Source organism: Streptomyces sp. NPDC017056 (assembly GCF_044332485.1).
Taxonomy (GTDB): Bacteria; Actinomycetota; Actinomycetes; order Streptomycetales; family Streptomycetaceae; genus Streptomyces.
On record NZ_JBIRPD010000005.1, the window covers coordinates 41486 to 62634 of the forward strand.

Here is a 21149-nt window from a genome sequence, read left to right on the forward strand (position 1 = left end):
GACGACATGCGCGCACAGTAGTCGAATCGTTACCCTTTGTGCATGAACCAAGGGGGATGCGGGCTGCGGCGGCCGATGGCGCGCGCCTGCGTCCTGGCGCTGATCGCCGCCTTGGTCGCCCTGTGCGGTTCACTGCCCGTGGCCCTCGAACCCGCCACCGGGCCCGAGAGTTCCGTATCCATGCCGGCCGAGCTCACCGCCGACGACACCTTCGCCCAGGCGACCGGGCCCCGGACCAACCGGGCGGCCCTTACCGACCGCTCCCCCGCGGCCCGGCCCCTCACGCCGTCGCCTCCCCGCCACACCGCTCGTGCTGCCGGTTCTCCCGGCCGCCCTGCCGCGCTGCGGCCGGGTGTACGCAACGCCGCCAACTCCCGCGCGCACCACACCGTCCTGCGCTGCTGACCGGGACCGCGCCCCGCACCGGCGCGGGCGCTCCCGCCACAGGCAGCAACGACCAGCAGGAGAGGTGCGTCATGCCCATCGATCCCCAACGCGCGCTGGAAGGCTACGTGCGCGCCCTGAGCTATTCCTCGCACGACCTCGGGCCGGAACACGAGCCCGCCGCCGGCCCTGTCGGCACACCACAGCCCGGTTCCGGGCCCGAGCCCGGGACCGCGGAGCCTGAGCGCTCCGTGCCCGCTCCTGCCTCCGCGCCGGCGCCCGCGCCCGCCGCGAGGAGCGGGCCCGGCATTCTGCTGCGGCTGCTGTCCCTGCGCCGCGCTCCGGCGACCGCCGAGGAGACCCGCCGGGCCTGAGTCGCGGCGGGCGCCCCCGCGACGGCCGGGCGCCCGCCGCCGCACCGGTGCTGTGGGACACCGGTGCACCCTTCCGGGTGGCGGCGGCCCGCCCTGCCCCGTGGGCCCCGGGATTCCGGCCGGGCTGATGCCAGGCTGAGGGCCGGCGTCACAACCCCGGCCGGGCGGAGGTCACGGTGGTCCAGGTTCAGCAGAGCACGCGTACGGAGGCCGCCGCGGCGCCCCGCGACACGGTGGGCCGCGCGGTGCGCCGCTGGCTGACGACGACGGACCACAAGGTGATCGGGAACCTCTACCTCGTCACCGCGTTCGGCTTCTTCCTGCTGGCGGGCGCGCTGGCGATGGTGATGCGCGCCGAACTGGCCAGGCCCGGCCTGCAGATCGTCAGCAACGAGCAGTACAACCAGCTCTTCACCATCCACGGCACGATCATGATGCTGCTCTTCGCGACGCCGATGTTCGCCGGCTTCGCCAACGCGGTGATGCCGTTGCAGATCGGCGCGCCCGACGTGGCCTTCCCCCGGCTCAACGCGCTGACGTACTGGCTGTTCCTCTGCGGCGGCCTGATGGTGGTGTCGGGGTTCCTCACCCCGCAGGGCGCCGCGTCCTTCGGCTGGTTCGCCTACGCCCCGCTCAACAGCGCCCTGCGCACCCCGGGCGCCGGCGGCGACCTGTGGGCCATGGGACTGGTGGTGTCCGGCCTGAGCACCACGCTGGGCGCGGTGAACTTCATCTCCACGATCATGTGCCTGCGCGCCCCGGGCATGACCATGTTCCGGATGCCGATCTTCACCTGGAACGTGCTGTTCACGTCGATCCTGGCGCTGCTCGCCTTCCCCGTGCTGACCGCCGCGCTCCTCGCCCTGGAGGCGGACCGGAAATTCGGGGCGCACGTCTACGATCCCGCCAACGGCGGCGCGGTTCTCTGGCAGCACCTGTTCTGGTTCTTCGGGCATCCGGAGGTCTATATCGTCGCGCTGCCGTTCTTCGGCGTGATCACGGAGATCATCCCGGTGTTCAGCCGCAAACCGGTGTTCGGGTACGTCGGGATGGTGGCGGCGACCATCGCCATCACCATGCTGTCGGCGACCGTGTGGGCCCATCACATGTTCGCCACCGGGGCGGTGCTGCTGCCGTTCTTCTCCCTGATGTCCTTTCTCATCGCCGCGCCGACGGGGGTGAAGTTCTTCAACTGGATCGGCACCATGTGGCGGGGCAGCCTGTCGTTCGAGACGCCGATGCTGTGGGCGGGCGGCTTCCTGGTCACCTTTCTGCTCGGCGGCCTGAGCGGTGTGCTGATCGCGTCACCGCCGCTGGACTTCCACGTCACCGACTCGTACTTCATCGTGGCGCATCTGCACTACGTGCTGTTCGGGACGGTGGTCTTCGCGATGTTCGGCGGCTTCTACTTCTGGTGGCCGAAGCTGACGGGGCGGATGCTCGACGAACGGCTGGGGAAAATCCACTTCTGGTCGCTGTTCGCCGGTTTCCAGTTGACGTTCCTGGTGCAGCACTGGCTGGGTTCGAGCGGGATGCCGCGGCGTTACGCCGACTATTTGGCCGCCGACGGGTTCACCGTATTGAACACGCTCTCGTCCATCGGCGCGTTCCTGCTGGGGATTTCCACGCTGCCGTTTCTCTACAACGTGTGGCGGACGGCGCGGTGGGCGCCGAAGGTGCCGGTGGACGATCCGTGGGGGTACGGCAGGTCCTTGGAGTGGGCGACCTCCTGTCCGCCGCCCCGGCACAATTTCCACGCGCTGCCCCGCGTACGTTCCGACTCCCCCGCCTTCGACCTGCACCATCCGGAGGCACGGCGGCTGCCGGCCCAGGATCGTGGCAGGACCCGGCCGACGCCCGATCCGCACGGGGAGCGTGGCGCATGAGGATCGAGGCACTGCTCTTCGCGGGTGTGGCGGGCTTCTTCTTCGTGGCCGGTCTGGTTTACGCGGTGTTGTCGGAGGAACCGGCCGGGACGGCGGCGCTGGCCGTCTCCTTTCTGATGTCCCTCCTGGTGAGCGGCTATTGCACGGTGAACCACCGCAAAAGAGGGGACCGGCCGGAGGACCGCAAGGACGCCGAGGTGCGGGACCGCTGCGGCGGGCTGGGCTTCTTCCCGCCCCGCAGCGGCTATCCCCCGCTGACCGGCCTTGCGGTGGCGCTGACGGCGCTGGGGGTCGTCTTCGGGCTGTGGCTGTTCGTCATCGGGGCGGGCCTGCTGGTGGCGGGCGTCGTCGGCATGGTGCTGGAGTTCCCGGTCCGTGACGCTCGACACAACGCCCCACGAAATCCCCCGTGAAATGCCCCATGAATGCCGGGTATTTGGCGACAGGGAGCACGTGGCAGCCGGCAGATACACATGTCACAGTCGGATCATGAAGAAGATCACGGCGCTCATGTCGCCCGTCGCAGCAGCAACGATCCTCCTCGCCGGAGCCGCCGCGCCCGCGAACGCGGCACCGTATTGGAGCAAGAAGGAAAGGTGCAGCGGGGTCGACCCCGACGGCCGGCAGATACCGACGCGCATCGGCAACGCCGAGTTCGGCTGGAACCACTTCACCGGCCGGCACAACATCCGCAAGTGCGATCTGCTGAACATCCCCATCGGCGGCAAGGTCGACAAGAAGGACGGGGCCAACCTCCAGTACGAGGGCGTCGCCTCGAACCGCCAGTACGGACGGGTGACCCTCATCGTCAAGGCCCGTTATGCACGAAAGACGGACGACAAGCGTTACGACGCCGGAAAGGGGAATACGATCGGCGTGATCACCGCATACTGCAAGGGCATGCAGAAGTGCCCTAACTGGGTAAATCAGTGACGTACGAGCACGAAGAGATGGTGGAGCAGCAGGCCGACATCACGGGCCTGCTGCTCCACCACGTCTACGCACCCCTCGTCGAGGACCAGCACGTACGGGGTGTCCTGCCGGTGCCCCCCACGGCAGAGGCCGTGCGCGTCGTCCTCGGCGACAAGGACGAGTACGCCGCCGACCGGCTCACCGCCTACGAGATCCCCCTGCGCGCGGGCGACGAACTGCGCACGCCGCACGACGTCGCGGCCCTCTTGCGCACGGTCCACACGGGCACCCACATCTACCCTCGCGACAGGGTCGGCACCGTCATGGGGATGACCCTGTTCACCGTGGACCCCGCGACCGTGACTCCGGCCCCCTTCACCCACGACGACTGGGCCCTCACGCTCCTGCGCTGCCTCGCCTTCCCCTCCACCGAGGAACCCCCGCAGACGCGCCTGTGCGGCTTCCTGTTCCTGGCCCCGGACCGGCTCCGCCTCTACCTCGGCAGCGAGGAAGCGCTTACCGGGACGACAGCCGCCGACGTACGCCCAGGTGGTGCCCTCACGGCACTGCTGGCGGCCTTGCCGTCGCTGCTCGACGAAGAGCGGCTCACGGTCGCCGACGCCGGCGACCCGCACTGTTCCCGCGTGGTCGACCTCACCGACTGGTGACCGCGGGCCGGATCACCCACGGGTGCTCCGGCGGTCCGGCCCCGCCGCGCGCTCGTGTTCCGTCGTGCGCTCGTTCCCCGTCGCGCGCTCGTCGGTCCGGGCCCGCTGTTCGGGAGTGGCCGGCAGCTCGACGCGGTCACGGTAGTACCAGTTGCTCAGGGCCAGGCGCAGCCGCTGCCGCCGCGCCAGGTGCGCCGCGTCGGCGGGGCGTGGCAGCGGTTCGGGCATGTCGCGGACGAGCAGCCGGTGGCGATGGTCGGCGTTGAGGGCGCGCCGTCCCTTGCCGAGGCCGCCGCACACGTCCTGGGTGACCTCGCCCGTCTCCTCCCCCTCCGTCAGCGCGTCCCGGTCCTCGCCCTGCAGCGCGAGGCAGATCCGTTTGGTGAGCATGAAGGCGAGCACCGGCCCCGCCACGAGGGCGATGCGGAAGAGCCAGGTGAGGGCGTTGACGGAGACGCGGAAACCGTAGGCGGTCACGTCGTTGCCGCCGGCGGCGAGGAGCACGGCGTAGAAGACGATTCCGGCGACGCCGAGGCCCGTACGCGTCGGGCGGTTGCGCGGCCGGTCGCACAGGTGGTGCTCCCCGCGGTCGCCGGTCACCCACTGCTCGCAGAACGGATAGAGGTACAGGACGAGGAAGAACAGGCCGGGCAGGATCACCGCCGGGACGAGGACGCTCCACATGAGCGTGTGGCCCCACAGGCCGGTCTCCCACGGCGGCATCAGGCGCAGGGCGCCTTCCAGGAATCCGACGTACCAGTCGGGCTGGGCGCCGGTGGCGACCTGGTCCGCCCGGTACGGGCCGTACTCCCACACGGGGTTGATCTGGGCCAGTGCGCCGAGGAGGGCGAGCACGCCGGAGACCGTGAAGAAAAGACCCGCGGATTTCGCGGTGAAGTGCGGGTACATGGGCCGGCCGACGACGTTGCGGTTGGTCCTGCCGCGGGCGGTCCACTGCGTGTGCTTGAGGTGGACGACGAGGATCAGATGGGCCGTGATCAGTGCGACCAGGATTCCCGGCACGAGCAGGATGTGCAGCCCGTACAGGCGGTTGACGAGATCCGTGCCGGGGAATTCGCCGCCCCACAGGAAGAAACCCAGATAGGTGCCGACGAGGGGAATGGACAGCACGATCGTGTTCGCGGTGCGCAGGCCCGTACCGGAAAGCCCGTCGTCGGGCAGCGAATACCCCGCGAATCCCTCCAGCATCGCCAGCATGAAGAGCGTCACGCCGATGACCCAGTTGACTTCCCTCGGCCTGCGGAACGCGCCGGTGAAGAAGATCCGGAGCAGGTGGGTGCAGAGCGCGGCGACGAAGACGAGGGCCGCCCAGTGGTGGATCTGCCGGATCAGCAGGCCGCCCCGCACGTCGAAACTGATGCGCAGCGTGGAGGAGTACGCCTGGGACATGGGCAGCCCGGACAGCGGGGCGTACCGCCCGTGGTAGACGGTCTGCGCCGTCACCGGGTCGAAGAAGAGGGTCAGGTACGTACCGGTGAGGACGAGGACGAGAAAGGCGTAGAGCGCGAGTTCGCCGAGCAGGAAGGACCAGTGGTCGGGAAACGCCTTGCGCAGCAGGGCTTTCGCCCCCTCGGCCGCGGGCAGGCGCCGGTCGAGTACGTCGAAGCCGGTGAGCGCGCGTGCCGCGGTACGGGTCCGCACCCGGGCTTTTCGGCGGCGGAACACGACGGGCCGCCGGTCTCAGCCGTTGCCGAACGAGCCGCTCTTCCCCTCGTCCCACGGCGGCGGCTCGTCCGCGCTCCCTGGGCGGGTCCCGTACTCGCCCATGTCCCGCACACCGGACGGCTTGTCCTCGTGGCTCTCCCGGGACACTCCGTCCGCCGCCCGTGCCGAGGTGCCGCTCCGGCCCCCTCTTCTCGCGTGCCGGGGCCCGGTGTGGGCACGCGGCGGACGATCCTTGCGCGTCGCGCGGCGCCGGTATCCGTATACCACGGCCCCGATCAGCAGGAGCACGACAACGATGCCCGCGATCAGCGGGCCGACGCCGATGACCAGGTGGGAGGCGGCCGTGGGCGGTTCGACCGGCAGGGGCGCATCGAGAGACATGGGGGCTGATTACCCGTTAGGCCCGGATTGCCATCAAACGCACCGCCAATCGGGTGGGGAAGGCCGCCGGTGCCCCCGGGCGGGCCGCCGCACCCCCGTGGCGGCGGCCCGGCCCCGGCTCAGCGCAGCCGAGTTGCGGCGTACGCATCGATGGCGGCCCGCTGGTACGCGGCCAGGCCCGGCGCTATCGACTCGTACGCCGCGCGCCAGTGCTCATTCTCCACGCAGCAACGACCGATCGCGCGGTACTCCTCGGCGGTGGCGGCCCGGATCCGGGCCAGCGTCCGGTACTGGGTGTCGATCTCGGCCTGCACCGCATCGGCGTCAGCGGGCAGGCCGGCGGCCCACAGCTCCGCCAGCCGGATCATCTGCGCCGTACGCTCGCGCTCGTCGGCCTCGCGCTCGGCCCTGCCCAACGCCGCGGTATGCCGCTCGACGGCCCCGGCCAGCTCCGGGAAACCGTGCAGGGCCTTCATGCACTGGGCGGACCGGATTCCCTCGAACAGGTTCTCCGGCCGGCTAATGCTGATCATGTTCGTACCGTCCTTCCCGGACTGCTCCAGTTCGGCGATCGTGCGGGCCACGGTGCCCGCCAGGACATCCAGCCGGTCGCGCTCGGCGAGCAGCCGGCGGCGGTGGCCCCGCAGGGCCTCCAGCTCGTCGACTTGCGCCGCCAGGACCCGGCCGATCTCGGGCAGCCCCAGGCCCAGCGCCCGCAGCACCAGAACCTGCTGAAGCCGCAGCAGTTGGCGCTCCTCGTAATAACGGTGACCGTTGCCCCCGACCCAGGCCGGCGGCAGCAAGCCGATAGCGTCGTAGTGCCGCAGGGTCCGGGCCGTCACCCCAGACATCCGGGCGACCTCCGCGATCGGCCAGGCCATCGCCGCCTCCCCCGCGCGCTCCACCGGGCCGGAATCTCCCGCCCTGCCCAAGACGGTAGAGGCTTCCGCTACGGCAACCTCAAGCCCGCGGCGGGTCACCTTTCCCGGTGGGCGCCGTACAGGAGGCGGAGCCGTTCGACATAAAAGCACTAAAAGTGCCTATGTGAATATCAATTCTCGCACCCCTGTTTGCCTGTGCGATTTCTTCCTCACGCTTTGTCAGTGAGGTCTGTCACGCTCCGGTCGGCCCGGCATCTGCCGTGGCCGCGGCTGTGCCGCCAGATTGCGTACGAGGGGTTGGGACATTGACGAGGCTGGAGCCGACAAAGGAGCAAGCGGCGGCGCGTGGCGCATTCGCCGTCGGCCGGGACTTGGTATTGCAGGCCGGCGCGGGCACCGGCAAAACCTCCACACTGGAGTTGATGGCAGCGGCGGACACGGACCGGCGCGGCGTCTACCTCGCGTTCAACCGGGCCGTGAAAGAGGAGGCCGCCCATCGCTTCCCACCGCGGGTCACCTGCCGCACCGGCCACGGACTGGCCTTCGGCGCCGTCGGCTTCCGCTACAAGCACCGCTTCGGCGGGGCCCGCGTTCCCGCGTGGAAGACCGCCGAACTGCTCGGGCTGCGCCACAGCCTGACAGTGGGCAAGGTCGTCTTCGAGGCGCGGAACCTGGCCTACATCACCAAGGAGACCGTACTGCGGTTCTGCCAGTCCGCCGACCCGCACCTCGCCGAGCACCACGTTCCCCGGCAGCGCGGCGCGGAAGACCCGCACGTTCACCGCGTCCTGGTCAGTACCGTACTGCCCTACGCCCAGCGGGCCTGGGACGACGTACGCAACCCGCGCGGCGACAAGCTGCGCGTCGACCACGATCACTACCTGAAGGTCTGGCAGCTCAGCGATCCGTACATCCCGGGCGACTACATCCTCCTGGACGAAGCCCAGGACACCAACCCGGCGCTGGAATACGTCCTGATGCTGCAACGGGACCACGCCCAGCTCGTCCTGGTCGGCGACTCCGCCCAGCAGATCTACTCGTGGCGCGGCGCCCGCGACATCATGACCGGCTTCGACGGAACGCAGCTCACCCTCACGCAGTCCTTCCGCTTCGGCCCCGCCCTTGCCGAAGAAGCCAACCAGTGGCTCGCCTTCACCGGCTCCCCTCTTCGCCTGGCGGGACACCAGGCCACCGCCACCCGCATCGCGCGGGCCGACAATCCGGAAGCGGTCTTGTGCCGCACCAACGTCGGGGCGATGGCCGAGGCGCTCCACCAGCTGGACTCCGGACGCCGGGTGGCAATGGCCGGCGGCGGCGCCACGCTGCGCAGCCTGGCCGTGGCGGCCCGCGACCTGAAAGCCGGGAAGGGAACGCGCCACCACGAGCTGTTCTTGTTCACGTCGTGGGGCGAGCTCCAGGACTACGCCGAGAACGACCCGGCCGGCGCCGACCTGCTGCCCTGGGTGGACCTCATCGACGACCTCGGGACCGAGACCGTACTGGAGGCGGTCGACCGGTTGGGCGACGAGGGGGCGTGCGAGGTGACGGTTTCCACCGTGCACAAGGCCAAGGGCCGTGAGTGGTCCTCCGTACGGATCGGCGAGGACTTCACCGAGCCCGAACCCGACGCCCTCGGACGCCCCGGCCCCATCCCCCGCGGCGAGGCGCGGCTGGCCTACGTCGCCGTCACCCGGGCCCGCCATCACCTGGACAACGGTTCCCTGGCCTGGTTCAAGTCCCACCCCCAGACGCAGGCCGCGCCGAAGGCGCCGGAGAAGCCCAGTCCGTTGGGCAGCCCGTTGGGCAGTCCGTGGGGCAGTCCGTGGGGCAGCCTTGGCGAGCCTCCGCTCGCCGATTGAGCCGCTGCTCCGACCGGACCCGTCCGGAGGAGTCGGACCTGTTGGACCTGTTGGGTCCAACAGGTCCGACTCTCCGCCACCAGGCCGCGGGCCGGCTCCGCGTCGGCTACGACGGCCGTGCTGCCGGAGAACCGGAGGGGCAGTCGGCCTTGTTATTGATTGCTGGGGCAGTCGGCGTTGTTATTGATTGCTGGGGCAGTCGGTCTTGGTCCAGGTCGCGGTGAGGTCTCGGCAGACGACGGTGAGCGAGCCGTTCCAGAATGCGATCTCGTGGCTGCAGCCGTTCTGGTGGGGCAGGATTTCGTCGAGGATCACGGTCCCGAGGCCCGCCCAGCCGTCGTCCTCGGTGCCCTCGCTGCTCCCGGCATCGAAGCTGGAGACGCCTGTGTAGTGGATAACCAGGTCTTCGTCGTGTTTCCAGCAGTTGTGCCGGAACTGCATCTCCACTTGCCGGTCGTCAGCTCCGACACCCCGGACGTGCTGGAGTTCCAGGTCCTTCACACACCGCTTGCCGGTGAAGTCGTAGTGGTCCGGGGCAGTGGCGAAGCGCCGCGCTCCGGCCGGCAGGTCCTCAGACAGCGAGGGCAGCTGCTCCAGGTAACGAGCAGGGGACAGGACTCCTGACAGGTTGCCGACCTGTGCGTCCAGATTGATGTACTTCATCGTCCTTCGTCCCCGCTCGTGGCTCTATTGGCCAACGCATCGTCGCACGGCCTGCGTGCCGATCTTGACGTGTGCGGGTCGCGGGCGGAGGGCGTCGGTGTCTTCCGGTCTCTCGGGCAGCCGGGGAAGATGGTGTGGCGGTCGGAGGGTGGTGGTGCTGCGGTATGTCGACGCCGCGTCTACCGCATCCCCCCGACATGAACCCCGGGCAAGGCGCACCCCACGGCAGATGAGCCGGCTGGGACACAGACACGTCCCCGGCTCCCGTCGGGCCGCTTTCTCTTCGACAAACCGCTGTCGGGATGGCAGGCTGCGTCCATGATCTACGGAATCGAGTTCCACCCCGCCTGGTGAGCGCCCGGGAAGAGCGCGACGCGCTCGCCCTTCCGCCCGCCCTGTACGGCCACGCCCTGCGCCTGCTCCGCGAGTCCCCCGACGGGGTTCCGGTCCGGCGCGGTTACCGCCTCCCCGACACGTCCACGCCCGACGCTGCCCCACCGTCCCGGGAAGCGCTCGGTCGGCTGTCCGACGACGCGGCCCGGTCGCTGGGCCGGCGGCTGACCCGTACGGGCACCACCGTGCCCGCCGTCGCCACCGGTATCGCCCTGCTCGCCCGTCTCGGCGAGGCCGAAGACATCCCGTGTCTGTCCGCTCTCGGCCTGTTCCGGGAGTTCACTTCCGCGGTGGTCGACGCTCTCGACGCCATCGACCGCCAGGCCGCCGCCGTCGTCTGGCTCACCGTCTGTTCCCGTAGCGAACTGCGGCCGCTCGTAGGCGCCTTGTGGGCGGGCGACCGGCAGGCCGTGCGTGCGGAGCTGGAGGCGTTTCCCGCACTGCCCCGGTGTCTCGGCAGTACGGGTGCCCGCCGGATCGCGGAAGCCACCCGGCTGACCGAGCTGCTCGACCGGCACCCCTCCGACACGGCATTGCTCGCCCGGGCGGGCAGAATCCTGGCCAGGATGGTGTGTGCGCAGGACCGGGCGACCGACGTCCTCGAGTACCGTGACGCGCTCGCTCTGTACGAACGGGTCGTCACCCGGGCCGGGCTCCTGCCGCCTGCTCTCGACCACCACGCCACCCTGCTCTCCCTCGCCTGGGACCTGAACAGTGGCCCGGGTGTGCTGCTGGACTGGCCTTCCGGGCGACGCGCGATGCTGCTGGAGTCGCTGGGGCGGCTGCTGGCCGAACCCCGGTGGGCGCCGCCGGCGGACACCGGCGTGGGCGAGCCGGACCAGCGGCTGCGGGCGGGGTGGGTCCGGCGTACTGGGCGGCGCCCCTTCGCCCTCCCGGGTTCGGCGCCTGGCGGGCTGCGCGTCGAGGTCGTGGCGGGCGACCCCGTGGACCGGGCCCCCGTGGAGACCCGCGTTCTGGTCGACGGGCGGCCCGTGGTCCCGGCGGTCTTCGCGCGTGGGCCCGCCCACAGCCCCGAATACCTCCTGGACGACGGCCGCCTCCGGGCCGGGCCTGAGCCCCGCGAGGTGCAGCTCGCGGAGGCGTGTTGCACCGAAGGGTGCTGTGGCGCGCTCTACGTCACCATCCGGCGCGACGGGGACCAGGTCGTGTGGGAGAACTGGCGGCGGCCGGCCCTGCCGGGGACGGGGAAGCCGGCGCCCGAGCCGCCCGTCCACCGGTTCGACGCCGCCGCCTACGACGCGGAGATCGCGCGGGCGGAGACCGACTTCTCCTGGTCCTGGCCGGCCCGCACCGTGGCCCGCCTGGTCAAGGCGGGGCTGGTGGCACGGCCGGAGCTGTTGCGGCGGTGGGACTTGCGCCGCGGCTGGATCAGCAGCGGCCACGACGACCCGGACAGCGTTGTGGTGACCTTCTGGTACGAGCCGGGCCCCGCCGCCGGGAAACCGGACGGCATCCCCCTCCAGTTCCTCTGGGTCGTGCCGGACGACGGCGCCCCGCCCGCGGAACAGGCCGCCGCCGCCCTGCGCCGGCTGGCCGGCGAGGATCCGAAGACCTACGGACGGGTGTGCGGCGGCAGTCGCGAGCGTGCCGAGGAGCTCGGGTTCCCGTGGCAGGGCGGCGTCTGAGCAGCCGGGCGGCGCTCTCTCAGTCGGTGGAGAGCGCTTCGAGGAGGTCGCCCGCCTTCGAGTCGGGCAGGGCGCGGGCGACGTCGGCCAGGGCGACCATGCCGACGAGGCGGTGGCCGTCGATCACCGGCAGGCGCCGGACCTTGTGCCGGGTCATGGTCGCGAGGATCTCGTCGGCGCCGTCGTCCGCGCCGATGGTCACGGCTTCGCCCTGGGCCAGTTCGCCGGCCTTGGTCTGCGCGGGGTCCTTGCCCTGGCCCAGGACCTTGACGACGATGTCGCGGTCCGTCAGGACGCCCTTGAGCCGGTCGTCGGTACCGCAGATCGGTACCGCTCCGACGCCGAGGTCGGTGAGCTTGCGGGCCGCGTCGAGGACGCTCTCCTCGGCGCCGACGCATTCCGCGCCGGGGGTCATGATGTCGCGTGCGGCAGGCATGGGGTTCCGCCTTCCTTGTCGGTGGTCGTGCGCGTGTGTGCCGTGCCCGCGAAGCCGCGGTCCGTGGATACGGACGGCCCGGCTCCGGGGCCGGCATCCGCGTTCCCGTCTGGCGGGATCCCTAACGTGGAGCCGCCGGGATTGGGCCGGATGCCGGGTGCCGCAGGCGGAGTGACGCCGTGCGGGACCTACTGGGAAGGCCGGCCGCCGCACGGTGCGGCGGCCGCCGCCGAGCTGGGAGGACGGGCCGTGGGCAAGGCGTCGGCAGCGAGCGGGACGGGGCCGCCCGAGCGGGTCGGCGTGCTGGTCGTCGGTTCCGGTTTCGGCGGGTCCGTGGCGGCGTACAGGCTGGCGGAAGCGGGGCTGTCCGTCGTCGTCATGGAACGCGGCCGGGCCTACCCGCCGGGGAGCTTCCCCCGTACGCCGGCGGAGCTGGGGCGCGCCCTGTGGGACCCGGGCGAGGGGCTGTACGGGCTGTTCGACGTCTGGCGCTTCCGTGGCTGCGACTCCCTCGTCTCCAGCGGGCTGGGCGGCGGTTCGCTGATCTACGCCAACGTGCTGCTCCGCAAGGAAGCGCACTGGTTCGTGCGGGAGGAACTGCCCGGCGGCGGGCACGAGTCCTGGCCGCTGACGCGGGCGGACCTCGACCCGCACTACGACGCGGTGGAGGCGGTGCTGCGCCCGGTCCCGTACCCGGTGGACGCCGAACCGTACGCCAGGACCCCGAAGACCCTGGCGATGCGGGAGGCGGCCGAGCGGGCCGGGCTGCCGTGGTCCCCGGCCCCGCTCGCCGTCAGCTTCTCGCCCGGCCCCGGCGCGCCGCCCGGCCCGGGGCTGCCGCTGGCGGACGCCCCGTACGGCAATCTGCACGGCGTGCCGCGCAGCACCTGCGGGCTCACCGGCGCCTGCGACTTCGGCTGCAACAACGGCGCGAAGAACACCCTCGACCACACCTACCTGTCCGCCGCCCGCCATCACGGCGCCGATCTGCGGACCGGGCACCAGGCCGTGACGGTGGAGCCGCTGGAGGGCGGCGGTTACCGCGTGGGGTATGTCGTGCACGACCTGGACGGCGGCGCGGTGCGGACCGCCGACCTGCCGCGGCGTCACATCGACTGCGACCGCCTGGTGCTGGCGGCCGGCACGTACGGCACCGCGCACCTGTTGCTGAGCAACCGGGCGCGGCTGCCGGGCCTCGGTCCGGCGCTGGGCACCCGGTTCTGCGGCAACGGTGACCTGCTGACGTTCCTGTACGGCCGCAGGGAAGCGCCCGTGCCGCGGCCCGACCTGGGGCCGGTGATCACCGGTGTGGTCGGTGTGCCGGGTGCGGCGGACGGCGGTACGGGCCGGGGGCACATCGTCCAGGACGGCGGCTACCCGGGCTTCCTGAACTGGCTGGCGGAGGGCGTACGGCTCGCCGGGGGCGCCGGCCGGCTGGCCGCGTTCGCCGCCGGCCTCGCGCTGGACCGTGCCCTCGGTTCGCCGGACGGCAACATGTCCGGCGAGATCGCCGCGCTCCTCGGTCCCGGCGGGGGCTTCCCCGGGGTGCTGCCGCTGCTGGGAGTGGGCCGGGACGTGCCCGACGGGGTGATGGGGCTGCGCGACGGCCGGCTGGACATCCGGTGGACCACGGCCACCAGCCGGGCGTACTACGAAGGGGTCCGCACCACGATGCGGCAGCTCGCCGCCGGGATGGGGGCGGGGTACCTGGACAACCCGATCTGGTGGTGGCGGCGGGTCGTCACCGTCCACCCGGTGGGCGGCGCGCCCATCGGCGACCGGCCGGAGGAGGCGGTGTGCGACCCGTACGGCGAGGTGTTCGGGCACCCGCGCCTGTACGTGGCGGACGCGGCGGCGCTGCCTGGCCCGGTCGGTGTCAACCCGTCGCTGACGATCGCGGCGCTGGCGGACCGGATGTGCACCCGGCTGCTGGAGAACCGGCCGCCCCGGCGGGCGCACTGGCCGGTTCCCGCGCCCGCGACGGCCCTGTCGTTCGCCGAGGTCATGCGCGGGGCGCTGGCCGACGGGCCGAAGCTGACGCTGCGCCTGACCATCGCCGTCGACGACGTCGACGCCTTCGTCGACGCGCCGGACCACCGGGCGTCCGCGCGGGGCGAGGTGGTGTGCGAGCCGCTGGGCGGCCGGCTGCCCGTACGGGAGGGCTGGTTCAACCTGTTCGTGCCGAGCGGGCTGCCGGGGCGCCGGCGCATGCTGTACCACCTGCATCTGGACGGTCCGCAGGGGCGGGCGCTGACGCTGACCGGCCGCAAGGAGGTGGGTGACGACCCGGGGGCCGATCTGTGGGCGGACACGACCACGCTGGCCGTGGAGATCCGGCACGGCCGGCTCGGCCCCGGCGAGGAGCCCGTACAGGCGCCGCTGTGCTCCGGCGTGGTGCGGGTGGGCCGCCTGGACTTCGTCCGGCAGCTCGCCTCGATGCACGCGACGGGCCCCGCGCCGTTCACCGCCCTGTCCCGGTTCGGCCGCTTCTTCGCGGGGGAGCTGTGGGACGTGTACGGGCCGGGGCGGTAGCGGCCGGGCGGCCGGTGGCCGTTCCGCGGCGGCCCGGCGCGCGGCGGCCGCCGTACTGGGCCAGGACGACCGAGGCGACCACGGCCGACGCGCCGGCGAGCTGGAGGGGTGTCAGCGCCTGGTCCAGGACGAGGTAGCCGAGGGCGGTCGCCGCCAGTGGAGAGGCGAATCCCAGGAACGAGACGGCGAGTGCGGGCAGCCGCTCCACGCCCCGGAACCAGACCGCGTAGGCGAGGAGCGCGCCGATCAGGCCGAGGTAGGCGAAGCCCGCGAGGTTGGCGCCCGTGACGGTGCCGGGCAGACCTTCGCCGAGCAGCGTGACCGGCGCGAGGACGAGGCCGCCGACCGTCAGCTGCCAGCCGGTGAAGGTCAGCAGCCCGGTGCCGGCGGGCCGTCCCCAGCGCTTGGTGAGGACGATGCCGGCCGCCATGCTCACCGCGCCCAGGAGTCCCGCGGCGACGCCCACCGCGTCCAGCCCGGCGTGCGGCCGCAGGACCAGCAGGCCGACGCCGGTGACGCCCAGCACGCAAGCGGCCATGTGGAGCGGCCCGACCGATTCCTTGAGGACCAGCGCCGACAGGACCAGCACCACCATCGGCTGTACGGCCATCACCAGAGCCGCGACGCCACCGGGCAGGTGGTAGGCGGCGACGAACAGCAGGAAGAAGAACGCGCCGATGTTCAGCACGCCGAGGGCCAGGGCCCGCCACCACCACACCCCGCGGGGCAGTGCGCGGCCGATCGCCAGGAGGATCAGTCCGGCGGGCAGGGCGCGGACGGTCGCCGCGAGCAGCGGCCTGCCAGGGGGCAGGAGTTCGGTGGTGACGAGGTAGGTGGACCCCCAGACCGCGGGGGCGAGGGCGGTGAGGGCGGAGTCGAGGGCGACCCGGTTCGCCTTCACCGGACCGCGTCCGCACCGGCCGGCACGGCGGCACCGTGGTTTCCCGCGGCGGTGGGGCCGTAGCCGCGTCCGTACCGGCCGTCGAAGACCTGGCGCGCGAGCGGTCTCCGGCCGGGGTGGCGGCGTTCCTCCGCCGGTCTGCCCACCGGCAGCAGCAACGCGATGTGCAGGTCGTCGCGGTCCGCGATGCCGATGACCTTCTTGACCTCGGTTTCGTCCCAGCCGTTCATCGGCGAGGTGGCCAGTCCCATGGAGGCGGCGGCGAGCATCGCGTGGGTGGCGGCGATCATGGCGTCCTTGACCGCGTACTCGCGCAGCAGGCCCCGCGCTTCCAGGTCCCGGTGGAAGTCGAGGCTCGCCTGCGCGAACCCGGCGGCGTACGCCGCGTTCCAGGCGCCGTTGCCGCGTGCCTGCTCGTAGATGTCGCCCAGGTCCTCGCGCCAGGCCCCGGCGGAGGCCACGAAGACCAGGGTCACCGGTGCTTCCCGCGGGTGCGGCTGGCCGCCGGTGGCACGGGTGAGGCCGTCCCTGCCCTCCGGGTCGGAGACGACCACGACGGAACGCGCCTGGACGTTCCAGCTGGAGGGGGCCTCCAGCGTCAGGGCGAGCAGCTCGGTCAGCTGCTCGGCGGGGAGGGGGTCGGGCAGGTAGTGGCGGATGCTGCGGCGGGCGCGTATGGCCTGCGGCACGGAGAGGTGAGCGGTTTCCTCGATCATGAGATCAACCTAAGCATTATCTTAGCGCTAAGGCAATAGCTATCTCACCGCTAAGGCAATCGGTAGGGTGTCGGCATGACCGACCACGTAGACCGCGTGCTGGCGCAGTGGGCCGAACAGGCCCCAGGACTCGACGCGTCCCCCATGGCCGTCGTCGGCCGCGTCAAACGGCTCGCGCACATCATCGAGACGGAGCTGCGCGCCGCCTACAAGAAGCACGACCTCGACGCCGCGGCCTTCGACGTCCTCGCCACCCTCCGCCGCAGCCCCCCGCCGCACCGCCTGACCCCCGCCGAGCTGATGCACGCGTCGATGGTCACCTCGGGCGCCGTCTCCCAGCGCCTGGACCGCCTTGAGGAGCGCGGCCTGATCACCCGGGCCCGCAGGGCCCACGACGCGCGCAGCTTCGACGTCACCCTCACCGAGGAGGGCCTCGCCCTCGTCGACCGGGCGCTGCTCGACAACGTGGCGACCCAGGACCGGCTGCTCGCCGGGCTCACCCGCGCCCAGCGCGACCGCGTGGCCAGGGACCTGCGCACCCTGCTGGAATCGCTGGGCGACATCGACCGGCTCCGCTGAACCGCGGGGCGCGGCCGCTCACCCCGTGTGCTCCGCGAGGAAGTCCGTCAGGTGGGGGAAGACGTCCCGCGCGCTGTCCTTGCCCATGAAGACGTCCTGGTGGCCGTAGCCGGGGAAGAGGCGCAGCCGGGACAGGCCGGGGGCGCGGGCCGCCAGTTCACGCTGGCAGGCGGGGTTGGAGGCGGCCATGACGCGGTTGCGGTCGCCGGTGGTCAGCAGCAGTGGAGTGGTGATGCCGGACGCCGCCTCCAGGTAGTCGTCCGGGAGGTCGCGGTAGGCCGGGTCGCCGGGCCGGTACTTGACGGCCCGGCCGGCCCGCACCATCGCCCGGATGTGCCGGTAGTAGTGCACGCCGGTCGCGCCGAACAGGTCCGGGATGCGGTCGTGCGTCACCGGCGACATCCGCGCGTGGTCGTACAGGGCGGGCCGCCCGGAGCCCCACATGGCGCTCACCATGTGGCAGGACGGGGCGCGGCACTCGGGGTGGAACAGCGAGACCAGACGGGCGATCATGCGGCCGCGGGTGAACGGGGCGTCCTGCGGCCAGGCGGGGTTGAGGTAGGGCAGGCCGAGCACGTACTCGGTCAGGCCGGGCACGACCCGCAGCTTGCAGCGGGACCACAGGGGCGGCCGCAGGACCAGCGCGGAGCTGTTGACCACCGCGCTGGCGACGTCCGTGACGAGGCCGGCGGCCAGGCTCATCGCGAAGGTCACCGCGCCCAGGCAGTGCGCGATCACGTGCAGCCGGGGCGCCGCGCCGAGGTGCGCCCTGACCTCGGCGAACGCGGCGGGGAAGTCGTACAGGGCGACGTCGTCGAGGGTGAAGCGGTGGCAGGCCAGGTCGTACGGGAAGCGGTTGCTCATCCGGTGGTCGAGGGCCCAGACGTCGGTGAAGCCGTGGTCGAGCAGGTGGGCGGTGAGGTTGTCGTGCTCGGGCATGACGAACATGTCGCTCGACGTGGTGAGGCCGTGCACGAGCAGCACCGCGTCCGCGGGCGCCGCGCCGCCGGCCGGTGCGCGGCGGTAGCGGGTCAGGGTCAGGCCCAGTCCGTCGCCGGTCGCGAAGGGATGCACGGTGACCTCGGCGTCGTGGACGCCTTCGCTGGTGAACAGGGGGATGCGGCGCTGCATCGGCACCAGCCTCCTCGGCCCCCGCTGCTCGGTGAATTGCCCGTATAGTCCGTATAGACCAAAATATTCTATTGGGGCGCCCTCCGCCGTTCACCCGCCCGCCCACTCGACCGAAACCGGCCCGCCCGATGCCCGACAGCTCCGCACCGCCCAACGGCAACCGCGCGCTCGTCGGCCGGGACGAGGTCGTCAGGCTCCTCGGCACGGAGGCCGGGCGGGCCGCCAAGGGCGAGTTCCGGCTCGTGGAACTGACCGGAGACCCGGGCGCAGGCAAGACCAGGCTGCTCGGCGAGACGGCCGCCGCCGCGCTCGCGCACGGGCTGACCGTGCTGCGCGGCCGGGGCACCGAGTACGAGAACGACGTCCCCCTATCCCTCGCCGTCGACGCCCTGGACGACGAGGTCGAGAGCCGGTCGGAACAGGTGCGCAAGGCGCTGGATCCGGAAAGCGCGCGGCTGCTCGCCGACGTCTTCCCCGCGCTGTCGGCGGGCAAGATGGCGCCGGACCCGGCGGCGGCCCCCAGCACCGGCCTCAACCGCTACCGCGTGCACCGCGCCGTACGCCTCCTCCTGGAAACCCTGGCCGAGCCCGGCGGCCTGGCGGTCCTCCTGGACGACGTCCACTGGGCGGACGAAGGCTCGGTGGAGCTGCTCTCCCACCTCGCGCGGCACGCGCCGCGCGGCCCCTTCCTGCTCGCCGTCACCTACCGCACCCGGCAGGCGGGCCCCCGGCTCACCGCGGCCCTCGCCGACGCCGCGCCCGGCCTGCGGACCCGCATCCAGGTCGCGCCGCTCACCCTCCAAGAGGCCGGGGAGTTCCTCGGGCCGTCCGTCGGCGCCCGGCGCCGCCGCGCCCTGTACGAGGCCAGCGGCGGCAACCCGCTCTACCTGGAGGCGCTGGCCCGGTCCGCGCCGGCCGCCCTCACGTCCCCCGTGGAGGCCGCCGCGCCGGCCGACGGGGACGGCACCCTGCTGCCGGGCGCGGTGCGCGAGGCCCTGGCCGCCGAGCTGGCCGCGCTCCCGGAGGACGCGCGGCTGACCGCCCAGGCCGCCGCCACGCTCGGGGACGAGTTCGAGCCCGGCATGGTGGCGGTGGCCGCCCTGACGACCGAGGCCGAAGCGCTGGCGGCCCTCGACGAGCTGGTGGTGCGCGACGTGGTGCGGTGCGCCCCGGCACCGGGGCGGTTCCGCTTCCGCCACCCGGTCGTCCGGCACCTCGCGTACGCGTCGTCCGGCGCGGGCTGGCGGGTCGCCGCGCACGCCCGGGTGGCCGCCGCCCTGGACGAGCGCGACGCGCCCACCGTCACCCGCGCCCGCCACATCGCCCGCTCCGCCCGGTTCGGCGACCGGCTGGCCGTCGGCGTGCTCGTCGAGGCCGCCCGCGCGACCGCGTACCAGTCCCCCGCCACCGCCGCGCAGTGGCTGCGGACGGCACTGGACCTGCTCCCCGAGAAGCCCGGCGCGACCGCGGGCGGGCCCGGCGCCGACCGGCTGTCCCTGCTCGTGGAGCTCGCCCGCCTCCAAGGCGTGGGCGGCCGGCTCGTACAGGGCCGGGACACCGCACTGGAAGTGCTGCGGCTGCTCCCGCCGGACGCCTGGGCGCAGCGGGCCCGCGCCGCCCGGTTCTGCGCGATCCTGGAGCGGCTGCTGAACCGGCAGGAGGAGGGGCGGGCCCTGCTCCGCGCCGAGCTGGGCCGGGTGCCGCCTGAGCACGCGGCGGACGCGGTGCCGCTGCACCTCCAGCTGATCGGCGACAGCCTGATCCGTGCCGACTTCCGCGCCGCGGCCGTACAGCTGGACCGGCTGACCGCCGTCCTGTCGCGGGCGGGCGGCGGTGCCGGGGCGGCCGGCGGCGCGCCCGACGACTGGGTGCCGCTCGTGACGCTCCGGCTCGGCTGCGCGTACGGCGCCGGCGAGCTGGCGGCCGCGTACGACCTGGCGGCGCGGGCCGAACGGCTGACCGGGGAGGCCACCGACGCCGAACTGGCCCCGTGGCTGGAGTCGCTGTCCTTCCTGTGCTGGATCGACGCGATGATGGGCCGGCTGCCGCAGGCCGCCCGCATGGTCGAGCGGAGCCTGGCCATCGCCAACGCCACCGGCCAGAGCTATCTGTCGCCCTGGATCCTGACCGCGCAGGCGTTCACGTACGGCCGTACGGGCCGGCTCGCGGACGCCGTGGACCGGGCCGAGGACGCGGTGGACGCCGCGCGGCTGCTCGGCTCGGACGAGTGCGTGGCCCTGGCGCTCGCCGTGAAGTCCCTGATGGTCCGCTGGACGGGCGAGAACGGTGCGGCGCTGGCCCTGGCCGACGAGGCGATCCGGCACGCGGACGGCCGCCGGGAGTGGTGGGCGCGGCTGGGCGTCGTCGGCCGCGGGCTGGCCCTGGTGGGGCTGCGGGAGGTGGACGCGGGCGGTACGGAGGTGCTGGCCGCGTGCGACGAGTTCGTCTCGCCGCTGCTGGAGCGCAGCTGCCTGCTGGTGTGCTGCGAGGCCATGGCCGACGCGGAGGCCGAGCGCGGGCGCCCCGAGGCGGCGGCGCGCTGGGCGGACCGGGCCGCGGCGGTCCCGGGCGGCGGCGCGGACTCGGGGCACGGGGCGCTGGCGCGTGCCCACGCGGAGCAGGAGGGCGACCCGGCCGCTGCGGCGCGCGGCGCCGTCCGGGCGGCGGAGCTGTTCGAGGCGGCGGGCGAGCGGCTGTTCGCCGCGCGGGCGTGGCTGCGGGCCGGTACCGCGCACGCCCGCTGCGGGCAGCAGCCGGCGGCGCGTACGGAGCTGGCGCGGGCTGCGGAGGTGTTCGGCACGTGCGGGGCGCTGGGGCTGCACGCGCGGACCGTGCGGGAGCAGCGGCGGCTGGGCGTGCGGACCAGGCGGCCGGCGGCGCGGTCGGAGGGGCGGCTGTCGCGGCGCGAGGCGGAGGTCGCCGAGCTGGTCCGGCAGGGGTTCAGCAATCAGGCGATCGCGGAGCGGCTGTTTCTGAGCCCGCGGACGGTCGAGACGCACGTGGCGCACGTCTTCGCGAAGCTGGGGGTGTCGTCGCGGGCGGCGGTGGCGGGGCGGCTGGCGGACGCCGGGGGGCCGGGGGCCTGAGGCCGGTGGGCCGCCGGGGCTCGGTAGCGGGGGCC

General features: G+C 72.8%; 19 protein-coding genes. 11 read left to right on the plus strand and 8 right to left on the minus strand.

Annotation, left to right across the window (positions count from 1 at the left end; all coding sequences use genetic code 11):
* The first annotated feature begins 42 nt into the window (after window positions 1-42).
* From ACH4OW_RS10940 to ACH4OW_RS10965, 6 genes are all read left to right on the plus strand, one after another.
* Entirely contained in the window at window positions 43-405 is a 363-nt protein-coding gene (locus ACH4OW_RS10940; RefSeq protein ID WP_398026729.1) for a hypothetical protein, read from the plus strand.
* A gap of 71 nt (window positions 406-476) precedes the next feature.
* Window positions 477-758 carry a hypothetical protein gene (locus ACH4OW_RS10945; RefSeq protein WP_360132497.1) on the plus strand — a complete coding sequence of 94 codons (282 nt, stop codon included), beginning with the start codon at window positions 477-479 and terminating at the stop codon, window positions 756-758.
* A 233-nt stretch (window positions 759-991) separates the two neighbouring features.
* Entirely contained in the window at window positions 992-2644 is a 1653-nt protein-coding gene (gene ctaD / locus ACH4OW_RS10950) for a cytochrome c oxidase subunit I (RefSeq protein WP_398027208.1), read from the plus strand.
* Entirely contained in the window at window positions 2641-3057 is a 417-nt protein-coding gene (locus ACH4OW_RS10955) for a cytochrome c oxidase subunit 4 (RefSeq protein ID WP_398026731.1), read from the plus strand. Before ctaD ends, ACH4OW_RS10955 begins: the two co-directional genes overlap by 4 nt.
* Window positions 3058-3133: 76 nt before the next feature.
* The gene (locus tag ACH4OW_RS10960) at window positions 3134-3577 is read left to right on the plus strand and encodes a hypothetical protein (protein WP_360132492.1); all 444 of its coding nucleotides are present in this window, start codon (window positions 3134-3136) and stop codon (window positions 3575-3577) included.
* On the plus strand, window positions 3574-4224 hold the full coding sequence (locus ACH4OW_RS10965; protein ID WP_398026733.1) for a hypothetical protein: 651 nt from the start codon (window positions 3574-3576) through the stop codon (window positions 4222-4224). Before ACH4OW_RS10960 ends, ACH4OW_RS10965 begins: the two co-directional genes overlap by 4 nt.
* A gap of 12 nt (window positions 4225-4236) precedes the next feature.
* On the opposite strand, the gene ACH4OW_RS10970 is transcribed toward ACH4OW_RS10965, so the two are convergent.
* The 3 genes from ACH4OW_RS10970 to ACH4OW_RS10980 all read right to left on the minus strand — a co-directional run bounded on the left by ACH4OW_RS10970 (window position 4237) and on the right by ACH4OW_RS10980 (window position 7172).
* Window positions 4237-5886, minus strand: coding sequence for a cytochrome bc complex cytochrome b subunit (locus tag ACH4OW_RS10970; protein ID WP_398026735.1), 1650 nt, complete (start codon window positions 5884-5886; stop codon window positions 4237-4239).
* A gap of 39 nt (window positions 5887-5925) precedes the next feature.
* Complete coding sequence (locus tag ACH4OW_RS10975; RefSeq protein WP_360132484.1) at window positions 5926-6291, minus strand: DUF6479 family protein; 366 nt, start codon at window positions 6289-6291, stop codon at window positions 5926-5928.
* Window positions 6292-6410: 119 nt separating this feature from the next.
* Complete coding sequence (locus tag ACH4OW_RS10980; RefSeq protein WP_398026737.1) at window positions 6411-7172, minus strand: MerR family transcriptional regulator; 762 nt, start codon at window positions 7170-7172, stop codon at window positions 6411-6413.
* 272 nt (window positions 7173-7444) lie between these two features.
* Here ACH4OW_RS10980 and ACH4OW_RS10985 point away from each other — a divergent pair, with 272 nt between their 5' ends.
* Window positions 7445-9031 (plus strand): UvrD-helicase domain-containing protein, encoded by a 1587-nt coding sequence (locus ACH4OW_RS10985; RefSeq protein ID WP_398026739.1) that lies wholly within the window; start codon window positions 7445-7447, stop codon window positions 9029-9031.
* A gap of 180 nt (window positions 9032-9211) precedes the next feature.
* On the opposite strand, the gene ACH4OW_RS10990 is transcribed toward ACH4OW_RS10985, so the two are convergent.
* Window positions 9212-9694 (minus strand): hypothetical protein, encoded by a 483-nt coding sequence (locus ACH4OW_RS10990; protein ID WP_398026741.1) that lies wholly within the window; start codon window positions 9692-9694, stop codon window positions 9212-9214.
* A gap of 350 nt (window positions 9695-10044) precedes the next feature.
* Between ACH4OW_RS10990 and ACH4OW_RS10995 the strand changes: the two genes are divergently transcribed.
* Window positions 10045-11733: a hypothetical protein gene (locus tag ACH4OW_RS10995; protein WP_398026743.1), complete on the plus strand. Its 1689-nt coding sequence runs from the start codon at window positions 10045-10047 to the stop codon at window positions 11731-11733.
* A gap of 19 nt (window positions 11734-11752) precedes the next feature.
* Here ACH4OW_RS10995 and ACH4OW_RS11000 read toward each other — a convergent pair whose 3' ends face one another.
* Window positions 11753-12169, minus strand: a complete 417-nt coding sequence (locus ACH4OW_RS11000) for a CBS domain-containing protein (protein WP_360132470.1) — start codon at window positions 12167-12169, stop codon at window positions 11753-11755.
* A gap of 150 nt (window positions 12170-12319) precedes the next feature.
* Here ACH4OW_RS11000 and ACH4OW_RS11005 point away from each other — a divergent pair, with 150 nt between their 5' ends.
* A complete protein-coding gene (locus ACH4OW_RS11005; RefSeq protein ID WP_398026745.1) occupies window positions 12320-14701 on the plus strand; it encodes a GMC oxidoreductase in 2382 nt (793 codons plus the stop codon).
* Here the strand turns inward: ACH4OW_RS11005 and ACH4OW_RS11010 are convergent.
* Window positions 14631-15602 (minus strand): EamA family transporter, encoded by a 972-nt coding sequence (locus ACH4OW_RS11010; protein ID WP_398026747.1) that lies wholly within the window; start codon window positions 15600-15602, stop codon window positions 14631-14633. The two genes, ACH4OW_RS11005 and ACH4OW_RS11010, sit on opposite strands and share 71 nt — an antisense overlap.
* On the minus strand, window positions 15599-16318 hold the full coding sequence (locus ACH4OW_RS11015) for a nitroreductase family protein (protein ID WP_398026749.1): 720 nt from the start codon (window positions 16316-16318) through the stop codon (window positions 15599-15601). Before ACH4OW_RS11015 ends, ACH4OW_RS11010 begins: the two co-directional genes overlap by 4 nt.
* A 75-nt stretch (window positions 16319-16393) precedes the next feature.
* Here ACH4OW_RS11015 and ACH4OW_RS11020 point away from each other — a divergent pair, with 75 nt between their 5' ends.
* Complete coding sequence (locus tag ACH4OW_RS11020; RefSeq protein WP_398026751.1) at window positions 16394-16897, plus strand: MarR family winged helix-turn-helix transcriptional regulator; 504 nt, start codon at window positions 16394-16396, stop codon at window positions 16895-16897.
* A gap of 18 nt (window positions 16898-16915) precedes the next feature.
* On the opposite strand, the gene ACH4OW_RS11025 is transcribed toward ACH4OW_RS11020, so the two are convergent.
* Window positions 16916-18028, minus strand: a complete 1113-nt coding sequence (locus ACH4OW_RS11025; RefSeq protein WP_398026753.1) for an alpha/beta hydrolase — start codon at window positions 18026-18028, stop codon at window positions 16916-16918.
* Window positions 18029-18156: 128 nt separating this feature from the next.
* Here ACH4OW_RS11025 and ACH4OW_RS11030 point away from each other — a divergent pair, with 128 nt between their 5' ends.
* Window positions 18157-21114, plus strand: coding sequence for a helix-turn-helix transcriptional regulator (locus ACH4OW_RS11030; protein ID WP_398026755.1), 2958 nt, complete (start codon window positions 18157-18159; stop codon window positions 21112-21114).
* Window positions 21115-21149 lie beyond the last annotated feature (35 nt).